The 22,191-nt window shown below is 52.5% G+C and carries 19 protein-coding genes and 2 pseudogenes; 6 read left to right on the top strand and 15 right to left on the bottom strand.

The window, feature by feature from the left end; genetic code table 11:
• Window positions 1-27 precede the first annotated feature (27 nt).
• Window positions 28-1,599, bottom strand: coding sequence for an FAD-dependent oxidoreductase (locus ET33_RS19215; RefSeq protein ID WP_036685374.1), 1,572 nt, complete (start codon window positions 1,597-1,599; stop codon window positions 28-30).
• A gap of 135 nt (window positions 1,600-1,734) precedes the next feature.
• Window positions 1,735-3,255: a carboxypeptidase M32 gene (locus ET33_RS19210; RefSeq protein ID WP_036685371.1), complete on the bottom strand. Its 1,521-nt coding sequence runs from the start codon at window positions 3,253-3,255 to the stop codon at window positions 1,735-1,737.
• Between the two features lie 109 nt (window positions 3,256-3,364).
• Here ET33_RS19210 and ET33_RS19205 point away from each other — a divergent pair, with 109 nt between their 5' ends.
• Window positions 3,365-3,709, top strand: a complete 345-nt coding sequence (locus ET33_RS19205; protein WP_036685368.1) for an iron-sulfur cluster biosynthesis family protein — start codon at window positions 3,365-3,367, stop codon at window positions 3,707-3,709.
• Window positions 3,710-3,752: 43 nt separating this feature from the next.
• On the opposite strand, the gene ET33_RS19200 is transcribed toward ET33_RS19205, so the two are convergent.
• The 4 genes from ET33_RS19200 to ET33_RS19185 form a co-directional block, all read right to left on the bottom strand.
• Window positions 3,753-4,310, bottom strand: a complete 558-nt coding sequence (locus tag ET33_RS19200) for a beta-class carbonic anhydrase (RefSeq protein WP_036685365.1) — start codon at window positions 4,308-4,310, stop codon at window positions 3,753-3,755.
• Window positions 4,311-4,411: 101 nt separating this feature from the next.
• Window positions 4,412-5,863 carry a sensor histidine kinase gene (locus ET33_RS19195; protein ID WP_036685363.1) on the bottom strand — a complete coding sequence of 484 codons (1,452 nt, stop codon included), beginning with the start codon at window positions 5,861-5,863 and terminating at the stop codon, window positions 4,412-4,414.
• A complete protein-coding gene (locus tag ET33_RS19190; protein WP_407668107.1) occupies window positions 5,860-6,603 on the bottom strand; it encodes a response regulator transcription factor in 744 nt (247 codons plus the stop codon). Before ET33_RS19190 ends, ET33_RS19195 begins: the two co-directional genes overlap by 4 nt.
• A complete protein-coding gene (locus ET33_RS19185) occupies window positions 6,600-7,142 on the bottom strand; it encodes a DUF309 domain-containing protein (RefSeq protein WP_036685361.1) in 543 nt (180 codons plus the stop codon). Before ET33_RS19185 ends, ET33_RS19190 begins: the two co-directional genes overlap by 4 nt.
• Before the next feature lie 140 nt (window positions 7,143-7,282).
• On the opposite strand from ET33_RS19185, the gene ET33_RS19180 reads away from it, so the two are divergent.
• From ET33_RS19180 to ET33_RS19170, 3 genes are all read left to right on the top strand, one after another.
• The gene (locus ET33_RS19180; RefSeq protein WP_036685358.1) at window positions 7,283-7,717 is read left to right on the top strand and encodes a hypothetical protein; all 435 of its coding nucleotides are present in this window, start codon (window positions 7,283-7,285) and stop codon (window positions 7,715-7,717) included.
• Window positions 7,718-7,744: 27 nt separating this feature from the next.
• Window positions 7,745-8,020, top strand: a complete 276-nt coding sequence (locus ET33_RS19175; protein ID WP_036685355.1) for a YxcD family protein — start codon at window positions 7,745-7,747, stop codon at window positions 8,018-8,020.
• A 148-nt stretch (window positions 8,021-8,168) separates the two neighbouring features.
• Window positions 8,169-10,103 carry a glycosyl hydrolase family 18 protein gene (locus ET33_RS19170; protein WP_179223712.1) on the top strand — a complete coding sequence of 645 codons (1,935 nt, stop codon included), beginning with the start codon at window positions 8,169-8,171 and terminating at the stop codon, window positions 10,101-10,103.
• A gap of 56 nt (window positions 10,104-10,159) precedes the next feature.
• Here ET33_RS19170 and ET33_RS19165 read toward each other — a convergent pair whose 3' ends face one another.
• The 4 genes from ET33_RS19165 to ET33_RS19150 form a co-directional block, all read right to left on the bottom strand.
• On the bottom strand, window positions 10,160-11,119 hold the full coding sequence (locus tag ET33_RS19165; RefSeq protein WP_036685353.1) for an ABC transporter substrate-binding protein: 960 nt from the start codon (window positions 11,117-11,119) through the stop codon (window positions 10,160-10,162).
• Between the two features lie 42 nt (window positions 11,120-11,161).
• Window positions 11,162-12,193 (bottom strand): FecCD family ABC transporter permease, encoded by a 1,032-nt coding sequence (locus ET33_RS19160; protein ID WP_036685348.1) that lies wholly within the window; start codon window positions 12,191-12,193, stop codon window positions 11,162-11,164.
• Window positions 12,194-13,237, bottom strand: a complete 1,044-nt coding sequence (locus ET33_RS19155) for a FecCD family ABC transporter permease (RefSeq protein WP_036685343.1) — start codon at window positions 13,235-13,237, stop codon at window positions 12,194-12,196.
• Window positions 13,238-13,539: 302 nt separating this feature from the next.
• Window positions 13,540-14,751 carry a Tm-1-like ATP-binding domain-containing protein gene (locus ET33_RS19150; RefSeq protein ID WP_036685340.1) on the bottom strand — a complete coding sequence of 404 codons (1,212 nt, stop codon included), beginning with the start codon at window positions 14,749-14,751 and terminating at the stop codon, window positions 13,540-13,542.
• A gap of 239 nt (window positions 14,752-14,990) precedes the next feature.
• Here ET33_RS19150 and ET33_RS19145 point away from each other — a divergent pair, with 239 nt between their 5' ends.
• Window positions 14,991-15,821, top strand: coding sequence for a phosphoenolpyruvate hydrolase family protein (locus ET33_RS19145; protein ID WP_200879224.1), 831 nt, complete (start codon window positions 14,991-14,993; stop codon window positions 15,819-15,821).
• Window positions 15,822-15,842: 21 nt separating this feature from the next.
• Here the strand turns inward: ET33_RS19145 and ET33_RS19140 are convergent, their stop codons facing one another.
• The 5 genes and pseudogenes from ET33_RS19140 to ET33_RS19115 form a co-directional block, all read right to left on the bottom strand.
• On the bottom strand, window positions 15,843-17,066 hold the full coding sequence (locus ET33_RS19140; RefSeq protein WP_036685338.1) for a phosphoenolpyruvate hydrolase family protein: 1,224 nt from the start codon (window positions 17,064-17,066) through the stop codon (window positions 15,843-15,845).
• 52 nt (window positions 17,067-17,118) lie between these two features.
• Window positions 17,119-19,237 (bottom strand): annotated as a pseudogene (locus ET33_RS19135) (thioredoxin domain-containing protein).
• A 166-nt stretch (window positions 19,238-19,403) separates the two neighbouring features.
• Window positions 19,404-20,459 carry a DinB family protein gene (locus ET33_RS37545; protein ID WP_051775443.1) on the bottom strand — a complete coding sequence of 352 codons (1,056 nt, stop codon included), beginning with the start codon at window positions 20,457-20,459 and terminating at the stop codon, window positions 19,404-19,406.
• A gap of 241 nt (window positions 20,460-20,700) precedes the next feature.
• Window positions 20,701-20,820 (bottom strand): annotated as a pseudogene (locus ET33_RS40655) (DUF255 domain-containing protein); the annotation flags it as partial.
• A 69-nt stretch (window positions 20,821-20,889) separates the two neighbouring features.
• A complete protein-coding gene (locus tag ET33_RS19115) occupies window positions 20,890-21,312 on the bottom strand; it encodes an Lrp/AsnC family transcriptional regulator (protein WP_036685328.1) in 423 nt (140 codons plus the stop codon).
• A gap of 118 nt (window positions 21,313-21,430) precedes the next feature.
• On the opposite strand from ET33_RS19115, the gene ET33_RS19110 reads away from it, so the two are divergent.
• Entirely contained in the window at window positions 21,431-22,189 is a 759-nt protein-coding gene (locus ET33_RS19110) for an MBL fold metallo-hydrolase (protein ID WP_036685325.1), read from the top strand.
• The last annotated feature ends 2 nt before the right edge of the window (window positions 22,190-22,191 follow it).

The raw sequence follows: 22,191 nt of genomic DNA, 5'->3' as shown, positions 1-22,191 counted from the left end.
AGTAACAATCCATTCGTATAAAGTTCGTTAAACAGCGGTTATTTTCGGCCACGCCAATTCAAAGCCTTGGTTGACAATCGCGTTCTGGAACGCTTCGAGCTTGGTCGGCGTATTTCGCACTTCGCGCGGCTGGTAACCGTTCTGCAGGCAAAACGCGGCCAGCGCCCCCGCAGCCTCTCCGATGTTCCACTCCACGGGATGCAGCCGGAAGCAGCCATTCGTAATATGCGTCGTGCCAAGATTTTTGCAGGCCGGCAGCAGGTTTTCGAACCGGACCGGGATCAGGCTGCCGAGCGGGATCTGGAACGGCAGCGACGAGATGTCGAGATAATTGCGGCCCGTCATGCTTGGATGCAGATCGATCCGGTAACAACCGACTCCGACGGAATCCGGGAACGGCACCGCCCCTTGCTCGCCGCGCACGGCTGCACTCACATGCTGCTCCAGTACGGTGAACTCTGCGCGGATGCGTCTGGACTCCCGGATGTACGGATATTTTGCCAATCCGTCCTCCGTACCGACCACATCCGGCCGCAGCCGAAGACCGGGATAGCCTGCCCCTCCGTCCGGGCGGGGAGCTTCCGTCTGCAGCCAGTACAGGAGCGACAAGCTGAGCTGCTTCGCCTGCCGCGCATGCTTCAGCGCTTCCTCCGGTTTCACGTCGTACACGTTGCCGAGCCAATAATCGTTCTGCGACCAATTCACCAGCGTGATGTCGCTCGGAAACGTGCCCGGCGCGAAATTCGCTCTGTCGACGATGCGCCGGTAGTAAAATAACGGATACTTATCCGTACCCCAAAACAACGTTTCTTCCACCGGCTCCAAGGTCACCGGATTGGGCGATACCCAACTTAACTGCTTGTCCGGCCAAAAATCCGCCTTGTAGTTTCGCCAGAAGTCGTAATCCTTCGGTTTATCGATCACATGGTTTTCGCCTTCCTTGTAATCCATGGCGAAGCAGTGGGTAAACGCCTGGATGTCCCGCGGATCGGGCGCGCCGTCCAGCGCATGGGGCTCTTCCGTCTGCCGCTTGGATTCGGCGCCCGTCACATATTCCGCGCAGGTCAGCGGAAGCAGCTCTCCCGTCTCGGTCGCATCCAAAATATACGCGGCATGAATCGTATGCCGGTGACCCGAATCCCCGATCACGGTAACCGACCGGACACGGTCGCCGTCCGTCTCGGCCGCAACGGGCCGGTGCCGGGTCATGATGACGAGCTTGCCGCTGTGCACGTAAGGGGCCAGCATGTCTTGCAGAACGGCCAAATAGGCTCTCGGCTCCGCACAAAGCCGGCTCACACCGCCGTTGCCGGGGTTTAAGTAATAGACCGCGCGCGCCTCTGCGGTCGCCGGAAACCTTGTCTTATAATAGGCGCGCACCCCGTCGCGAAATTCGCGATAGCTGCGGGTGCAGCCGAATTGTTCGATCCAGCGGTGCTCGTCGGGCGGGACGGCCTGACTGGTCAGCTGCCCGCCGATCCAATCCGTCTCCTCGGTCAAAATGACCTGTCTGCCCATTCGGGCTGCCGCCAATGCGGCCGCGCAGCCTCCGACACCTCCGCCGATAATGGCAATGTCCGCTTGAAGTTCCTTGTGCATACACTGTCGCCTCCTTGTCGTCTGTTCCCTTCGGATAAACCAAAAATCGTCGTACATAAGAATAGACTGGAAAAACACCCAAAAGGTTACATAGGAGGGAATAAAAAAAGCGGGGATCAGGTCCCCGCGGTAAAATTAAAGCTTATAAATATCGGAATATTTTACGCGCAAATAATCGACCAAGTAGGACGGGTTCAGCTCCTCGCCCGTCACCCGGGTAATGATTTCCGTCGGCGTCTGGCTTTTGCCGTATTGATAAATTTTATCCGCCAGCCAAGCCTTGATCGGAATCAGATTGCCTTCGCGAACCAGCTCGTTCACATTACCGAGCTCTTGCTCCAACGTGCGCTTAATTTGCGCGGCGTACATGTTGCCGAGCGCGTACGATGGGAAGTAGCCGAACATGCCGGCCGACCAGTGCACGTCCTGCAGCACGCCCTCGCCGTTATGGGAAGGCACAATGCCGAGGTACTCCCGGTATTTCTCGTTCCATACCTCAGGCAGGTCGGCGACTTTCACAGCCCCGCTGAAGAGCGCCTTCTCGATTTCATAACGCACCATAATGTGCAGGTTGTACGTCAACTCGTCGGCCTCGATGCGGATGAGGGACGGCTTTACCTCGTTCGTGGCGCGGTAAAAATCTTCTACGCCCACCTTGTCGAACTGGCCGGCGTAATTTTTCTGCAGCTCAGGGAAATAGCGGTTCCAGAACGGGCGGCTGCGTCCGATCATATTTTCCCAGAAACGCGACTGCGATTCATGGATACCCATCGACGTTCCCGAGCACAGCGGCGTGCCTAGCAGGTCCATCGAAATGTTCTGCTCGTAGAGCGCATGCCCGCCCTCGTGGATCGTGCCGAACAACGCGCTGTTCACATCGTTCAGGAGGTAGCGCGTCGTAATCCGCACGTCGCCCGGGTTCAGGCCGGTCGCAAACGGATGAACGGTTTCGTCCAAGCGTCCCGCTTCGAAATCGTAGCCCATCTGCTCCAATATGTATAAGCTGAACTTCTTTTGCTTGTCCTTGTCGAACGTCTGCTTCAAGAAGCCGATTTCCGGTTTATGAGCCGACTCCTGGATCGCCGACAGCAAGGGAACGACCTGCTCGCGCAGCGCGCCGAACACTTGATCAAGCTTCTCTACGGTCATGCCCGGCTCATAAGCGTCAAGCAGCGTGTTGTACTTGTGTCCTTCGTAGCCCCATAGGTCGATGAACTGCAGGTTCATGTCGACGATTTTCTCCAGATACGGCTGGAAGCCCGGAAAATCGGCCTGATCCTTTGCATCTTCCCAAGCCGATTCCGCCTGCGAGGTGAGCACCACATATTCCTGATACAGCTTCGGCGGAATTTTTTTGCTGCGGTCGTACTCCTTCTTGCATTCGCTTACAATTCTGCGGTCGATATCCGACAGCTCCGACTGTACTCCGGACGAAGTGAAATGGTCCAAAAACGAGCCCATCTCTTCCGACACCGACATTTTGAACAACTCGCCGGACAACTCGCCTACGACTTCGGATCTTGCCGCAATTCCTTTCTTCGGCGCGCCTGTGCGCATGTCCCAATAAATGAGTCCGATAGCTTCCTCATAGCTTTTCATCTTTTTCAGATATTGCTTGAAATCCGTCAATTTAGCTTCCAAATTTCCTGTCGACAACGGGCATTCCCCTTTCCAAAGATATACATTGATCATACTTCGTTCGCGGAGCAGAAGCAAATATCGCCGAAATGAGGTATGATAAAAAGGAAAGGAGTGTGACGTAACGATGCGTATCCTCTTTACGGATAGTGCGGTAGCGGAAATTCGGCGCATTCTGGACCGGCAAGCGGGCGGACGGTTGAAGCTTGTCTATGATGCGGAGGGCTGCGGATGCGCGGTCAGCGGCGTGCCGACGCTGTGGATCACAGACGAGCCGGACCGGAACGATTTTATCGTGGCAGGGGACCCGTTCGAAGTGCTGATGGACCGGAAGCACGAGGTGTTTTTCGAGGAAAACATGACGATCGACTATCAATCGAGCGGCTACTGCTTTATTTTGAAAAGCAGCGGACAAATCTACAATGCGAACATGCGGCTGATCGATAAGCGAAACGCCGTCGCGAACCGGTGAGAAGGCATAATGGCCTTCTCACCTTTTTCGTTTCGGGAACGGCTTAGTAGCCGTTGACGATAACATCCAGCTTGCCGGTCGAAGGGTCGATGACCAGCCCGTGAACCGGGATGGCCGGTACGAGCGGATGGTTCTTGATAATATTCACGCTGCTTTTAACGCTTTCCTTGACATCTTCGAAGCCCCGCAGCCACCGTTCGAGGTTCAGGCCCGAATATTCCAGCGTTTTGAGCGTCTCTTCTTTAATCCCCCGCGCCACAAATTTCTCCTTCACGCGCTCCGGGTTCAAGTGGCTCATCCCGCAATCGTGATGGCCGATGACCAGCACTTCATCCGCGCCCAGCTCGTAAATCGCCACGATAATACTGCGCATGATGCCGCCGAACGGAGTCGAGACGACACCTCCGGCCGCTTTAATCATCTTCACGTCGCCGTTCTTAATGTTCATGCTAGCCGGGAGCAGCTCAATAAGTCGCGTATCCATGCAAGTAAGAATGACGAATTTCCGATCCGGAAATTTTGACGTTAAGTAAGGCTCGTACTTTTGCTCCTCGACAAACGAGCGGTTGTACTCCATGATCTGGGATAGTAAATTCGGCATTCGCACTTCATCCTTCCTGTTTCTAAAAATAGGCTGACGTTTTTTTAAAATCTTATCTTTTTTTTCGCTATTTCACAAGAGACTGGTTTCCAGCGGTCCCATCAACTTCCATAGCGCTCCGGGGCGAGGAGCGGGAACGCGATCCGGAATTCCGTGCCCTTCCCGAGCTCGCTTGCTACCGCAATCGCCCCTTTCATCCCCGTGACAAGATGCTTGACGATGGTCAGACCGAGCCCGGTGCCGTCCGAATTGCCGGAGCGCGACGGCTCCGCCTTGTAGAACCGGTCCCAGATCCGGAGCAGCTCGCTTTCGCTCATGCCGATCCCCGTATCGCGCACGACGATGACGGCCTCCCCTCCTTCAGCTGCAAGTTCAACGGTAATCGTCCCCCCGGAAGGTGTGAATCGGATCGCGTTATACAGCAGGTTGAGCAAAATTTGCGCAAACCGGTCCGGATCAAGCTCGCACCACAGCGGCGGCGTTCCCGGCCTGGGGCCGGTCAAGCGCATCTGCAGCCCTTTGTCGGAAGCGGCGCTCTGCACCAGCTCCAGCACCTCGCTCACCTTGGCCGGCAGTACAATGGGACGCGTCCGGAATACGTCCGTTCCGTTCTGAATGCGGGCGAGGTCGAGCAGGTCGTCTACGAGCCGCTGCAGCCGCTGCACTTCATGATCGCATATTTTCAAGTAATGCGAGAATTTCTCGGGCGGAATGACCCGGTCGTTCATCGCGACGATCAGTCCGCGCAGCGACGTCAGCGGCGACCGCAGCTCATGCGATACATTGGCCAGGAACCCCTGACGGTTGTCGTCCCACTGCTCCAGCTGATCGACCATGAAGTTAAAGCTTCGCGCCAGCTCGCCGATCTCGTCGTTGGACGAGACCGGTACTCTCGTTGAAAAGTCGCCGTTCGCCACTTCAAGCGCCGCATGGTTCATCTGCTGAAGAGGACCGGCCAGCTTGCGCGACAAGATGAAAAGAATGACCCCAACGGCGACCAAAGAGAACAGCAGCGGAACGAAAATATTCCAGCGGATGGCCTTTAGCGCTTCGCTGCTTTCCAGCGCAGGGACAAGCATCATAATGACGATCGGCTGACCATTCAGCTCCGCTGGCGTGTAATAGGCCAGCAGCCCTTCCCCGCCGTACGGATCGACCTTGTACTGCCCTGCCGAATACCCGCTCCCGCCTTTCAGTCCTTCTGCGAGCAGCAGCTCAAGCGGCTTCGGAATCGTCGTCCCCTCCCGGTCCGACGAGCCGTTCAACACCACGCCTTTCGCATCGACCAACCATACCGAGCCGTTGATGCTGCGGCCGATGATCCGGCTTCCGAGCCGCAGTTCTCTTGTGGAAAGCGCCCCTTCCTGAACCGTAGGCAGCAGCTTGACGACTTCGGCGGAACGCGAGCGCAGCAGCTCTTTTTTGTCCTTATAGAAAAAATCCGTAAAGTAAGAATTCCAAAATACGGCCAAGCCTACGAACACGAGCACGCAGGTGGCGAGAAAGGACAGAAAGATTTGAATATACAGGCTGCGCATCCACCGCTTGATCATGTGCCGCGCACCTCGAACGAGTACCCGATGCCCCACAGCGTCTGAATCGTCCAGGCCTCGTGGGAGCCGAGCTTCTTGCGCAAATTTTTCACGTGGGCGTCCACGGTTCGGGTGCCGCCGCTAAAATCGAAGTTCCACACGTACCCGAGCAGATCCTCACGGGTATACACCCTGCCGGGGCTGGCGGCCAAAAAATGCAGCAGCTCAATCTCTTTGGGCGTCAAGTCGACTCTGCTTCCATTTAAGCTTACCTTGTACTGATCCAGGTCGATGCTTAAATTACCGACTTCCAGCGGCTTCGAGGCATGTTCTGCCGGTACCGCCGGCGCGGTTCCCTGCTGCCCGGCCCGCCGCAGGACAGCCTTGATCCGCGCCACCATTTCGTTCGGGTCGAACGGCTTGACGATATAATCGTCCACCCCGAGGTTAAAGCCGCGCAGCTTATCAATCGACTCGCCCTTGGCGGTCAGGAAAATAATCGGCGTCGCGCCTTCCGCTCCCGGCAGCTTGCGAATCTGACTGCATAGCTCGAAGCCCGATACGTCGGGCAGCATGACGTCAAGCAGCACAAGGTCGGGCGCTTCGGCCTTCACCCGCTCCAGCACCTCTCCGCCCCGGAAGTGCAGAATGGGAACATAGCCCGCATGCTCCAGATAAAGCCGAATGACCTCGACGATATGCGGCTCGTCGTCCACAACCATAATTTTTTGCGGCTCGCCGCTTACGGACATCCGGCTCATACGCCGTCCCCCGTCGCCCTGCGCTCCATCCTGCGCTGCCTCTGCAGCTCACGCTCCGCTACGACGCCGCTGCGATCGCGAAGCGTATGCTTATGAATGAGATACGTATCGTTCAAGTTGCTCGGCTGTCCCCACTCGGCTTGCGCTTGAGCGGCGGCATCCCGGCATAAGGCGGTCAGTGCCTCGTCCTGCAGCGGAATATCCAGATCGGTATAGACGAAATCGTCCTTATCCAGTTCACGCAGACGCGATTGCAAACGCAGCCGGAATTCGGCCGCGTCGATGCCGAGCTGCTCCAACTGCTCGTCTTTGAATCGTTGGAGCGAGCTCGCAAGCATTTTGACCGCCCCGGCCCGATTCCCCCGCCGCTGATGGTAGAGCGATACGGCCACTTGGATCAGCCCGACGCAAGCCTCGCTGCAAGGATCTTCCGGATGCTCCTTCCAGTATTCTTCCATCACCTCGTGGCATTCGAAATAATCGCGCTCCGCATGGAAGTGCATCAAATATTGGATATACGCTTCGGTATAGTTAGGCATCACAACGTCCCTCTGTTCATAAAAATGATCTTTTCATCTTCTATTGTAGCAAGTTCGTTTAAATTCTGAAACCGTCGCCCACATTATACGTAGTAAGCTAAGACAGGAAGTTTATTCTATTTGATGGAGGATGCAAAAAGATGTTGAAAAAGTTGTCTCTCATTTTGATGGCTTGTATGCTGGTGTTTTCGTTCACCGCACCCGGTATGGTCGACGCCAAAGGGTACAAGTCCTCGAAAAAAAGCTACACGCCCAGCAGTTCCAACACCACGCAAACGCCGAACAACGGCATCAATAAAACCGAGCCTGCCGCTTCCAAATCGCCGACAGGCACGGCGGCAACGCCGGCAAAGAAACCCGGCTTTTTCAGCGGCGGTCTGATGAAAGGCCTGATGATCGGCGGTCTGGCGGGTCTTCTCTTCGGAAGCCTGTTCGGTGGCATGGGCTTCCTCGGCGACTTGCTGGGTCTGATGGTGAACGTGCTAGCGATTGTCGTATTGTTCGTCGTCATCCGCAAAATTTTCGTCTACTTCCGTGACCGCAAGAAGTTCAACGATGAACCGAAGCGTTTCTAAATTTAAGGATAAAGAGGTTACCGGGATATGCGACTATCGGAGCAAGATATTATCAATGCGATATGCCTGAATATCGCCGAACGAAAGCAGATTCATCCGACACAGGTCGAAGTGGAGCTCATGTGGGACGAGGACCATGGCTTCTCCGCCGAAGTGCACGCCGAAGGCCGCAGCCAGATCCTGATCGCCGCCAACATGCTGGAAGCGATCGAGCGTTACCTGCTCAAGGAGCAAAATATCCGCGTGTTCCGGGATCAAATCCAGCTCGTGCTGGAAGATGAAATCGTCGCCGATATCGGCTGACCTTCCGAACGACCCTTCAAGCGATGGCTTGGAGGGTTATTTTTTTGCATCCAATGGCCGCCTCATTCAGGATTCTATTATTTTCCTCGCAACTTCAAGGCCTCTTCTAACGTTTAATAGAGTAGACTGACCAGAAAGAGGCTGATGTATGTTGAAGCGCAACACCCTGCTGACGTTGTCCGTTATGACGCTCTTCCTCTCCTCCGCGGGCTCCGTTATGGCAGCCGACAAGACATCCAAGTTCCGCGTCTATCAGGATACCACCATGCTGCTGGAGACGTCCGATTACAAGTCCGCCGAAAATTATGCCAAGCAGTTCGCGGACAGCCACGTCGAAGAGATCGGTACCCGTAAATGGGTATGGCATAATTACCCCCGCTACAAGGTATTCCAGAACGGCTACAGCTCGTCCAAATGGGAATACGCCAGCTTGGATCAGGCGATACGCGAAGCGTCCAATTGGGGACATGCCAGCGTACGCGACCTGCAATCCGGCGGCTGGGTGTGGAGTAATTACCCGAAGTACCGCGTCTACCAAGGCGACGACATTACGATGGATTCCTGGAACTTCGAAACGTTGAACCAAGCGATCGCCGAAGCGAAAAAATGGGGCAATGCCCATATCGTCGAGCTCGGCACGCACCGCTGGGTATGGGACAACATTCCGGCCAGCCGCAAGACGGAGCTGCGCAGCGGCAGCAAAATTTATCAAATCTATCAAGGTACATATTCCGCTGAGAATTGGAAGTTTGCTTACTTAGAGGATGCCGTGAACGAATCGCTCAATTGGGGCAATTCGAAGATTGTGAACACCGAAACGGGCAAAGTCGTATACTCCAACGTCAAACCGTATAAAGTGTACCAGTTCGAAACGCTGCTGAATTCGTTCCTTAGCATTGACGAGGCGATAGCCTACGCCAAGCAGTTCGATCATACCCGGATCACCGATGATGAAGCGGCGGGACTTGACGGCACCGCGCGCGTCATATGGAATAATTATCCTTATTATCGAGTGTTTCAAAAAGACAAATGGATTGCGGACTTTTCTACGATTGGCGGCGCGTTATCCTACGCCATGGGTTATTCCAACACCTCCATTCGGCTGTACGACGACGGGTCCAGCATCTGGAACAACCTTCGCGGTCTGCAGTTCTGGGGCTGGAACGGAAGCTCCAGCGACGCCACAATCCGCAGTCAGGTGAGCAACACCTCGGGGCTGGATGTCGTCTCCCCCACCTACTTTCAGCTCGCCGACGGCTCGGGCAATGTGACCGACAGCTCGAACAAAGAAACCGTCGCTTGGCTGAAAAAACAGGGGTATTCCGTCCATCCGCTTGTCAACAACCAGTTCGATACGGCAATGACGACGCAATTTCTCGCCTCGGCGCAAGCCCGCAGCAAGTTCATTTCCGCGCTGGTCGATAAAGCCGTCGCCATCGGTGCGGACGGGCTGAACATCGACTTCGAGAGCGTCGCAGGCACGGACCGCTCCGCCTTCACGACGTTCATGAAGGAAATCACAGATGCGGCCCATCAAAAAGGACTTGTCATCTCGGTCGATCTGCCAAGAGGAAGCGCCGCATGGAATGCGAAAACCGCGTTTGAGCACGAGAAGCTCGGCCAGATTGTCGACTACGTCATCACGATGACCTACGACCAATATTGGAAAGGCAGCACCGAACCGGGTTCCGTGGCCGGTCTGCCTTGGGTTGAACAGGGCGTGCAGGAATTTCTAGCCTACGGCATTCCGCGCGACAAGCTGATCATGGGGATTCCGTTCTATGCACGGGAGTGGAAGGTTGACAAATCCGGCAAGCTGGACAGCAACCGCGCGCTGCTGATGAAGGACTTGACCGGCCTCATCTCCTCCAAGCAAGCGAATCTCAGCTGGGACAGCCGCTTCAATCAGTACAAGGTCGAGTATGAGCAGGACGGCTTCAAGAACGTCTTCTGGCTGGAAAACGAAGAAACCGTCAAAGCGCGGATCGACATCGCCAAAAAGTACGAATTGGCCGGCGTGTCCGCTTGGCGCCTCGGTTACGATACGAAGGAATTATGGAATACGATGATCCAGCAGAAATAAATACGCAAAAGACCGCTGAACTTGATCATTCAGCGGTCTTTTCTATGATATGAGACTTAAGATTTCTTGAGCATAGTCACAATCTCCTGCAGCTGCTTCTCGATATCATGCGGCGTGTAGCCGAACCATGTATCGAGATTCAGCATGTATACCCGATTGTTTTTGACGGCAGGCAGGTTCGCCCATAGCGCGGTTTGCGAAATTTCATCCAGCCGCTTCTTGGAGTCGTCATCGCCGAATACCGACACGAACAAATAATCGGAAGCGTATTCCGGAAGCAGCTCCAAGGACACCGGAACAGCCCAGAAGTTCAGATTCTTCTCAATTTCCTTCTTCACCGGTGCCGGAGGCGTCAGCTCCAGCGCTTTGTAGATGGTAAAGCCGAAATTCCGCACCCCGTATACATAAATTTCCTTCGGGCGAATGTTATAGATCGCCGCTGTTTTTCCCGGTTCGATGACGCTCTGAATCTGCTCCCGCGCCGCTTGGAATTTAGCCCGGAACGCCGTGCTCCAAGCTTCGGCTTCGCTCTGGCGGTTCATGATGTCGCCCATGACCTTGACATGACCGAACACATCGTATTCGTTCCACGGAATAACGACCGTCGGAGCGATTTTGGATAATTTATCGTACGTCTCCTGGTCGACATCCCCGGTGATGATCAGCTCCGGCTGGAGCTCCAATATTTTTTCGTAATTGTACCTCCCGGCTTCGCCGATATTTTCAATCCCCCCCGATTTCTCTGCCAGATCCTTAAGGAGATTGGACGGGCCACCGAGAGGCTTGACGCCAATGGACAGGAGCTGGCTGACATATTGGAGCGTGACGACCTTTTCCGGCTTGACGGGAATTTTCGCCTCTCCCATCGCGTGCTTGTAGACGCGCTCCGACGCCGGCTTCGCGCCGGTGCTATCGGCGGAAGCGGCCTGCTTGGAATCGGATGAATTGGCCCCGCAGCCTGCGATCACCAGGATCAGTAAAAACACGGCAATGTAGGTAAACTTTGATTTTCTCATTTTAATGACTCCCCTCCGAACCATTACTCGAATACTCTTGATTTATCTCGCTCTGGCAAGCAAATAAAGAAAATACGGTGCGCCGATGATTGCGACGACAATTCCGGTAGGAATCTCCGTAGGCTGGATAACGACTCGGGCAATCGTATCGGCGACGATCATCAGCAGCCCGCCGACCAAGGCCGAGGCCGGAAGCAGGATTTCGTGCTTCGGACCGATCAGACGCCGGGCCAGATGCGGACCGATCAAGCCTACAAAACCGATGCCTCCCCCTACCGCGACGCAAGCACCCGCAATCCCGACGGAGGCGGCAAGCAGACCGAGCCGTTCCTTTTCCACGGGAGCGCCCAAGCCGGTCGCCATCTGCTCTCCGAGATTGATTACATTAAGTACTCGGGCTTTGTAAAACACATAAGGCAGCAGCACGATCAACCACGGCAGAAGAGAAATGACAAATTTCCAGTTCGAACCCCAGATACTTCCCGCCAGCCAGACGGCGACGAACTGGTAATTTTGCGGGTTCAACCGCAGCGTTAGCACTACCATTAAAGCGCTGATGCCCGCTGCGACGGCAATCCCGGTAAGAACCATACTTGTCGGCGACAAGCCTTCGTGCTTCTTGTAAGCCAGTCCGTAGATGATGGCCGCGGTGACGCCCGCCCCGACGAAGGCAAGAATGGGCAGTAATAAAACCGGCGCCGCCGTCTTCGACGGGAAAAACGAGATGAAGAGCACGACCATCAAGCCTGCGCCGGCATTGATCCCCAGAATGCCCGGATCAGCCAGTGGATTGCGGGACAACCCCTGCAAAATGCACCCCGAAACGGCCAAGCCCGCTCCGATCAGCACCGAGATAACGATGCGGGGCAGCCGGAAATCGAACAAAATGAGCTCCTGCTTCGCCGTCCCCCCACCGAACAGCGTTCGGATAACATCGAGCGGCGACAGCCGGGTGTATCCGGTGTTCATGCTGATGAGAAAAGCAAGCACAATCAATACGCCCAGAATGGATATCACCGTGACGGCTTGAATTTTTTTGCGGCGTTCCGTCGCTCCCATTTTCACTGCTTCCATCTACAGCTCCCTCCTCTGCTTGCGCGCCAAGTAAAGGAAGAACGGAACCCCGATCAAGGCGATCAATGTGCCGATCGGCGTCTCATAGGGCGGATTGATCATTCTCGCCCCGATGTCGGCAATGACCATGAGCAAGCTGCCCAGCACCGCGGAGCAAGGAATAATCCAGCGGTAATCGACGCCGACCAGCGACCGGGCAATATGCGGAATGACGAGCCCCACGAAGCCGATCGCGCCGACCGCCGAAACAGCCGTACCTGCGAGCACCAGCACGACAATAGCGCAAGCCAGCTTCACCCAGCCCGTACGCTGGCCCAGCCCCGTCGCCACCTCGTCGCCAAGACTCAACAGCGTAATGGACCGGGAAAGCAGCAATGCTGCGATTAGGGCGGCAACGACCCATGGAGTCATGATTTTGAGCTGGAACCACTTCGTCCCGGCTACCCCGCCGGCATACCAGAAAGCGAGATCCTGCCCGATGTTGAAATAAATCGCCACGCCCTCGCTGACCGCAACAAGAAGGGCAGTGACAGCAGCGCCAGCCAGAGCAAGCCGGACCGGCGTCAGACCGTTTTTGGACATGGAACCGACCCCGTACACCATAATCGCCCCGACCGCAGCACCGAGGAACGAGTACAGAATCAACTGCATAAACGGCATCCCTGGGAAAAAGGCGAAGCAGAGAGCAAGCACGAACCCCGCCCCCGCATTCAGGCCGAGCAGCCCCGAATCGGCAAGCGGATTGCGGGTCATCCCCTGCATAATCGCTCCGGCCACGGCGAAGCAGGCGCCGACCAGCGCCCCGGCAAGCGCCCGCGGAAGGCGCAGCTCCTGAATGATCTGATGCTGGGTAATGTCCGGATTAAACTGAAACACGGCTTCCCATACGGTGGAAAGCTGGATATCCGCCGCACCGACGGAAATCGATAAGGCCAGCCCCACTAGCAAAACAGCAAGTCCCGCAAACAAAACAATCGTTGCCGTTACCGGCCGGGACCGCAGCTTCGGTGTGGATTGGGGCGCAGCCTCCGTATGTACGCTCATGAAAACCATCCTTATCTTTGCTGGAATGAAGAGGTTGTTGCCTCTGCGCCATGATACTGATAATCATTATCAGTAAATGATTATACATGCAATATCCATTTCCGTCCAGACTTTCAAGCAAGTTTTGGATAACTGTCACAGTAAAGTAAGAAGCCGTACCATGCCCATGCACCATGTCCTAAGGAACAATGTCTTGCAATCCGAGCGAACGGCTGCGGTTGATCGCAATTTAAAAAGCGGCCTTTCCCGGGCCTGGAGCCTCCGGAAAACGCCGCTTCTGGTCTTTTTCATTTTACCTGACTTTATTGTTTCATCAATTCTATCAGTTTTTTCGCCATGGCCAGAGCAAAGGCTTCGTCATTGATGTTGTGCTCCAGTTCAACCAATTCGACACGTTCCCGGTCAAGATTCGTTCTTAGGGCATCAAACAACGCTGCGTCCTCTTCCGGGCCATAAAAGGGCTGACCCTCGTCATCAATCAACGAAACCCCTTTTAGAGGCAGGAATAACGCGCAAGGACCTGTCGAGCGGTTCAGTTTGGAGGCGATGATTTGGCCTAATTTCCGGTTTTCTTCCACATTTGTTCTCATCAGCGTTATGGTCGCATTATGCTTGTATAGATTTCGGCCTGCATACTTCTCTGGAACCGTATCCATGGCACCGAAATTCACCATGTCCAAAGCTCCGGTCGATACGACCTGCGGAATGCCTGCCTTGGCGGCGGCCTCCAAACGGCTTGCTCCGGCCGAAAGCACTCCGCCGGCCAGCTCGTCGCACCACTCCGTTGTGGTGACATCCAATACTCCTTCGATAAACCCGCTTTCAATCAACGTCTCCATCGCCATGCCGCCGCTGCCGGTAGCGTGGAAAACTAGCACTTCATACCCTTGCTGCTCCAGGTATTCTCTTGCTTTATTCACGCAAGGCGTCGTCACCCCGAACATGGTCGCCGCGATCAAAGGCTTGTTTTCCAATTGCGGCGGAACGCCCTTTGCCATTCCGGCAATGGCATAAGCAGCGTTGGCAAGGATGTTGGCGGACAACCGATTGATGCCCGAAATATCGACGACCGAATACATCATCGTAATATCTTTTTCCCCGACATAGGGTCTCGTATTTCCGGATGCGACCGTGGAGACCATCAGCTTTGGAACGCCAACCGGGAGCGCTTGCATCGCATACGTACCGATCGTCGTACCCGCCGATCCTCCCAGACTGATCACACCGGCAACTTCCTTGTTCCGGTACAGCTCTGCCACAAGAGCCGCAGCACCTTTCATCATCACATCCATCGCATAGCCCCGGTCATCCTTCGCGACCAGTTCCTGAAGCGACGCCCCTCCTGCACGCGCGACCGTCTCGTTCGAAATGTCGGCATCCCAGCTTGCGCTGCCGATGACTCCCGTGTTCATGACAATCGTGGATACACCCGTGCCTTCGATAATATTTTTAATAAATAAAATTTCTTTTCCCTTCGTATCGAGGGTACCGATAATGATAATTTTCCCTTTCATCGATGTGCCTCCTCTATTATTATTTGTGTGATTGGCGACGCTTTCATATCTCTACTATCGCAGAATCGGGCGGACAAAAGAATAGATTTAGGTAACATCAAGTAGGATTATGATATGGTTTTCGATTAGACCCTACCATAATACTAATTGAAATTACAATAATCTATGGTTTCGCGCTGCGGATTCGGCCATACTGTCAGTACGGACTCATACTTATCTTGAGAAATGGAGACGATATCATGCTTTCGACAAGACAACGTATACTGGCGGACCTGCAGGAAAAGGTCAAGCAAGGCGGCTACATCATCGGCGGCGGGGCCGGAACCGGAATTAGCGCCAAGTTCGAAGAAGACGGCGGGATCGATCTGATCGTCATTTATAACTCGGGAAGGTTCCGGATGGCCGGACACGGTTCTTTAGCCGGTCTTATGCCGTATGGGGATGCCAACTCAATCGTATTGGAAATGGCAAGCGAAGTGCTGCCGGTTGTGAAGAAAACGCCGGTTATTGCGGGAGTATGCGGAACGGACCCGATGCGGGTCATGAGCCGGTTCTTGAAGCAGATCAAAGACGAAGGCTTTGTCGGCGTCCAAAACTTCCCTACGGTCGGATTGATCGATGGGAACTTCCGCATGAATCTGGAAGAAACGAACATGGGCTACGATAAAGAAGTCGAGATGATCCGTCTGGCGCATGAAGCGGATTTGCTCACGACGCCTTATGTGTTTTCTGAGCAGGATGCGGTCAAAATGACGAATGCCGGCGCGGATATTCTTGTCATTCATTTAGGCTTGACGACCTCGGGAACGATCGGGGCCCAAACCGCCAAGACGCTGGACCAATGTGTCGAAGAGATTCGCTCCATTGCGGCTGCGGCTATCCAAGTAAGACCGGACATTCTCATTCTGTGTCATGGCGGTCCGATTGCCGAGCCGGAGGATGCCGCCTACGTGCTGGAAAGATGCCCGGAAATTCACGGGTTTTACGGGGCAAGCTCCATGGAACGTTTGCCTACCGAACGTGCGATCCGCGAACAAACGCAGCGTTTTGTCAGCTTGCGCAGACATTAAGAAACAGCAATATCCCAAGGATCAACTCCTTGGGATATTGTTATTTTTATGGGAGATTTCTTTCCATTCGCTTGGCGTCATGCCGGTTTCCTTTTTGAACAGCCTGCTAAAATAAGACGCGTCCTCATAACCGACCTGCCGGGCGATGTCTTGAATGTTACCGTGTTCCTTTTGCAGCAAATCTTTGGCGGTGCCGATTCGCGTCTGAATCAGCCATTCGGAGAAGCTGATCCCCATTTTCTTTCTGAAGAGCTGGCTCAAATAGTTGCGGTTTAGATGAAGCTCTTTGGACAAATGATCGAATGTGATCGGCTCTTGAAGGTGCATGGTCACATACGAGGTGATATAGCGGACATAGTCGGCTTGCTTGATCGCCGTGTGCAGATCCAACTGCTGTCTGAGCTGTTTGTTTTCCGACTTGACTTCCTGGTATTTTTTGAACAGCTCCGTCACCCGGATGATGCTTGCCTCTGTCGGAATTCTTTCGAAGCTGGACCCGCCGATGTAGCCCATCGCTTCCGTATGGTTGTATATGTACTCCGCATTTTCCGGTGAATTGACAGGCCCTCCGTACACCAGCTTGAAAATATCCGGATTGACCGTTTCGGCGGCTTTAAAGATTTTGTCGGATAGAGCTGCACTCTCTTCCAAGCTTATGGCGAGCTTGACTCCCGAGCTTCCGCCTTTGGTAAATCCAAGGTGTGCACAAATGATATGTGCCCCGGCGGCAGCCATCTGAGCAGCCTGTTCTTCATTAAAAACGAACGCAATCGTAAACAGGCCCTTCTCGCTGGCTTTACGTATCGCGGCGACTTCCATGTCGAAGGATATGCCCGCTTCCTGCAGCGCTTCGCCAAACACGCCGTCGATCAGTCCGACCGTCGGATAATTGGTAATTCCTGCAAATCCCGCGTCTTGGATCTCGTCCAAATAATCGTCCAGTACAATCCCCGGATCGGTGGCGCATAAGCCAAAAATACAGGGAATGGAGCTTACATTGCGAAGCACCTCTTGGATGCCTGTTTCCATGACCATCTCGTTACTGTTGCCGAAAGGAAGCAGGCTGGCCGTCGAGCTGTACCCCATTAAGCGAAACCGCCCCGCATTCAGGACCAGGATAAGGTCTGCGCCGCCCGTTTCGGCATATTTGGCAAAAAGGCCACAACCGACGGCTGCGCCTATAATATGTTTGTCTTGTTCCACCGCTTGGTTAAGCTTGTGTACAATCCTTTTCAGATCTTGCATGAGAGTCAGTCCTTTTTGTCAGTTACCTCTATTTTACCACCTCTCTGCTTTATTAAAAATCACTCTCATCGCTGCCGCCCTGCAGCAGCTCGCGCAGCTCCTCCAAGTCGCTCACGGGCGACTGGCAGGCATAATTCTCGCAGACGTAAGCCGTCGCACGACCACCGAGCGGCCGCTTGTCCTGTACGAGCGGGATCAAGCGCCCGACCTCCTCCGCCCCGGCGCCGCCGACCGGATGCAGAATCGTCAGCGCATGCGGCAGAAAAGCGCGGTGCACCTCGCGGATCATCGCATGCGTTTCTTCCTTCGCCGGGTCCCCGGCAATGACGATTTCCGACGGCGCACCGAATGCCAAGTCGACAGCCATCAAGAACAACGCGTGCCCGGACGGATACCTTTCCACCGATCCGGCGAACGCTTTTAACTGCTCCTCCGCTTTCTGAGACAAAGCCGCGTCGTACGTGTAGCGTGCCAGCTTGTGCAGGTTAAGCGCCGCAGCGGAGTTGCCCGATGGCATCGCGCCGTCGTAAATCTCCTTCGGGCGCATAAACAATCGCTCCCCGTCCTCTCCGTAGAAGAACAAGCCGCCCTTTTCCTCGTCCCAAAACAAGCGCAGCATATCCCTGTTCAGCTCTACCGCCTGCTGCAGCAGCGAATGATCGAACGAAGCTTCGTACAGCTCGATCAGGCCCCAGACGAGGAACGCGTAATCGTCGACGTATCCGAGGTAAGCCGCCTCGCCGTCGCGGTAGCGCGCCAGCAGCCTTCCATCTTCGCGGCGCAGCTTCGTCAGGATGAAATCGGCCGCTTTGCGTGCCGCCTGGGCATATTCCGGCTTATGCAGCGCCTTGGCCGCCTTCGCCAGCGCCATGATCATCAGCCCGTTCCAGGAGGTCAAAATCTTGTCGTCCTTATGCGGATGAATCCGCTGTTCCCGGTGGTCGAACAGCTTCCGGCGGGACGCTTCGAGCCGCATCTTCAGCTCCGTTACGTCCAATTGCATCCGCCGCGCGGACGTATCTACCGTTGCATCGATCAGATTCGGGATGCTGCGCCCTTCAAAATTGCCCGCACCGGTAATGTCGTACACCTGGCAGTACAGCTCGCCCTCTTCTTCGCCGAGCAACTGCACCACCTCATCCGGCGTCCACACATAAAATTTGCCTTCCTCGCCTTCGGAGTCGGCATCCTCCGCCGAATAAAATCCTCCCTCCGGATCGGTCATATCGCGCAGCACATAGGCGATAACCTGCTCGGCGATATCCGCGTACTTCCGCTTGCCGGTCGCTTGGTATGCTTCCATATACGTCATCGTCAGCAGCGCATTGTCGTAGAGCATTTTCTCGAAATGCGGCACCAACCACCGCTCGTCTGTCGAATACCGCGCAAAACCGTACCCGATATGATCGTACAAGCCGCCGCGGTGCATCCAGTCCAGCGTATTCTCGACCATATCCAATGCTTTCGCTTCCCCAGTGCGCTTCCAATACCATAGCAGAAACGATAAGTTGTGGCTCGTCGGGAATTTCGGCGCGTCTCCGAAGCCGCCGTGGGCCGGATCGTACACCTCTTCGTAAAAGCGGTATGCGCGGGCCAATATATCGTCCGACAGCTCGCCTTCCATATTGGCGATCATCCGACTCTGCGTGTCTTCGACGATCTGTTCTCCGATCTCCGCGACCTTCGCCGGGTCCTCCCGCCATTTGCCCGCAAGCTGCGGTAAAACATCCATGAGGCCGTGCCGCCCATGCTTGCGCGCCTTCGGAAAATACGTCCCCGCGAAGAACGGCTTCTTCTCGGGCGTCATGACGACCGTGAGCGGCCATCCGCCCCTCCCCGTCATCGCCTGGCAGACGGACATGTACAGATTGTCCACGTCCGGCCGCTCCTCGCGGTCCACCTTGACCGCTATGTAATCGCGGTTCAGCAGCGCCGCGACCTCTTCATCCTCGAAGGATTCTCTTTCCATCACGTGGCACCAATGGCAAGTACGTGTAGGTAACAAATCGTTAGCTATACCCAATAGATAAGAAGACAGGTTTGTTTTCCTGTTTCGCTTTGTTAAAAGCTTCTTCCGACCAAGGGAACCAGTCGACCGGATTGTAAGCATGTTGCAGCAAATACGGTGACTTTTCGTTGGTTAATCTATTGGGCTTGCTGTTCGTTGTCATGGGGCACCACCTCCTTGTATTTTGGAATATTTTATATTCATCCTATCATACCCAAAGAAAAGTAAAAACCTACACATTATGTGTAGGCTCCAGTTCATACGCCCATCAAAACCTTCAGGCTTAGGTTGTTTGTTTCTTCATTTGCCAACTGAAATAGTATTCCGCTTTATGGATTCCCATTAAATTTTCTTTTTAATTCTGACACTTTTTTTAATTGGTATATATGACGTTGAATATGGTACATAAAAAAATATATCCATTCTAGTCTGGTAAATTCACCGTATACTGGTAAAGTAAACTCTATACAGATTTCTGACAAGTCAAGTGTATTTGAAGCTTCAATAAGGGTTTCAAACTTCTTTTCAATTTTTAAAATCATATCTTCAACATAGTGTATGGACTCCGTTGGTTCAATAAAGTCCGGGGATTTCATTTTCGAATTAAAATCTAAGAAATCTCTTTTAATAGCTTTTAGTTTTTCGTTATGCCGCCTATCGGATTTTTTCACCATACCATACAGTATTTCCGGTGAAACGGCTTTTGTTATATGTTCCAATATTTGCCCAGCACTCCACCCCCCAAAGGCAGGAATCGTATTTATATCATAATCGTTAAACAATGATATGACTTGTAATAATTCTTTTTTTGTCTCGATTATTTCAGAATTGAGATGTACTATATTGATTTGCTCAACAAGTTTTGGTAATCCATCAACAAAGGCGTGGTCATTACCGTTTATTTTATGAATGATAGCATTCGGAAAATGACTTTTGTATAATTCCACGTGTTGAAAAGGGACAATTTTATCGTCAAAGCTATGAAAGAAGTGAACCGTCGGTAACACAGGCAGATGTTTTGAAAAATGGTTCTTCAAGTCAAAATCGTCCATACTCCAGCCACTTTCACCCCAAAATGGAATAGCAATTAGAAAGAGCGCCTTTATCTGAAACTCGATCTTTACTTCGGAGAGATATTTCAAAAGCATAGACCCACCTAAAGAGTGACCGATTAGAATGACTTCCCCCACTAAATTTGGAAACTCCTTGTCAAACATTGCTTTCCACATAGCATAAGTGGGTTCTTCCGGCTTTTCAATGATCGGATAATGTATTCTATACTCCTCTTCAAGTGAACATCGTAACCACTCAACCAAGTTAAAACTTCCTTGACCCGGGCTCCCTTGTGCTCCACCGCTATGGACAAAAAAAATGTGTTTTTCCATAAAAATTACCTCTTTCAAACTAATTAATTGATGTCATCGCACACATAGAATAACATACAAAATGAACTGTGATTTCTCTTATTTTGCTATATTTTCTGTCAAAAATTGACGCCGGATTTTGGGGTTATTGCCCCCCACGGTCACGTTAATGAACTTCTTGATCTAACGCCCTGTTAAGAGTAAATGCTATCCTCAACTAACCTGTTCATTATTTTTTCTTTGTGATAATTACTCCCTGCCACCAATGGCAGGTGCTATAGCCAATCGATAGGAAGATGGGCTTGTTTTCGCTACTTGCTTTGTTGAAAGCCTCATCACACCAAGGAAACTAGTCGACTGGGTTATAAGCATGTTGCAGCAAATAAGGCGATTTTTACTTGGCTAATCTATTGGGTTTATTGCTTGTCACCATGGGCATCATTTCCCTTTTTTATGCTTCGTTTGATTTTTTAATGACGATCGTCAACTTATAATTAACGTATTGGTTTAATTGGGTTAAGAATACATCCAATTCATTATTAGATGGAAATCTGCATTCCAAAAGATAACAGCCGTCGCCACTAATCTTATAATTGTTCATGATGAATTGTCGTTGTTTTTCTAAAAAGGTTAGAAAGGGATTATGATCCATACTTTTTGTATAAATATTTATGAATGCGTGTATTGCATATCCTGCTTTTACTTGGTTTAGTTTAATCGTGTATCCTTCGATTACCCCATATTCCTCTAATTTAATCACTCTGGATGCTGCTGCCTGACCCGTCAAATGAACTTTCTTACCTAATTCCTTCATGGTGATCCGACCATTATTTATTAATTCCTCAAGGATTCTTATATCCGTTTGATCTAACAAAACAACAACCTCTTTCATAAATCAAGCCGTATTCCAAATACACTTGATTTTATTTATGTACAGTATCCCCCCTAAATATTATCGTATAAGAGAAGATAATTAAAGGAGGAAACACAGAATGAATATCAGACAAATACGCAACGCAACGATAACTTTGAACTATGGGGAAAAGAGATTTTTAATTGATCCCTTCTTAGCGAAAAAGGGAGCTTATCCTCCTTTTCCAAATACTTTAAACCAGGACCAATTTAATCCAACCGTTGATTTACCCATCCCTGTTGAAGAGATCATTGAGGCTGATGTCGTCATTGTCACTCATTTACACCCTGATCATTTTGATCCTGCTGCAATCGAAGTATTGCCTAAACATATTAGAATCATTGCTCAGTCTGAAAAAGATGCAGCGGTCATTCGAAAAGAAGGTTTTCAAAATGTAGACTTTCTATCCAATGTTCCAAATATTGAAGGCATTAGCATCACTCGAACAAACGGGAAACATGGAATAGGCGAAATTGGGGAATTTATGGGTGAAGTTTCAGGGGTTGTTTTTCAACATCCGGATGAAAAGACGCTCTATATTGCAGGAGATACCATATGGTGTAGCGACGTTAAGGATGCCCTCAATCAGCACAATCCTGAAGTGATTGTTGTAAATGGAGGCGCTGCTCAGTTTCTTCAAGGCGATGCGATTATTATGAACAAAGAGGACATCTATCAAACACACTTGGAAGCCCCTCAGTCGACTATCATCGTATCTCATATGGAGGCTCTCAACCACTGCTTATTAACAAGACAGGAATTAAAAGCTTTCATCGATGAAAAAGGTCTCTCCAACAGCATACTAGTACCTAACGATGGGGAATCATTCTCTTTTTGATT

The sequence above is a fragment of the Paenibacillus tyrphae genome (assembly GCF_000722545.1).
Lineage (GTDB): Bacteria > Bacillota > Bacilli > Paenibacillales > NBRC-103111 > Paenibacillus_G > Paenibacillus_G tyrfis.
This window is presented reverse-complemented; position numbering and strand designations above follow the sequence as displayed.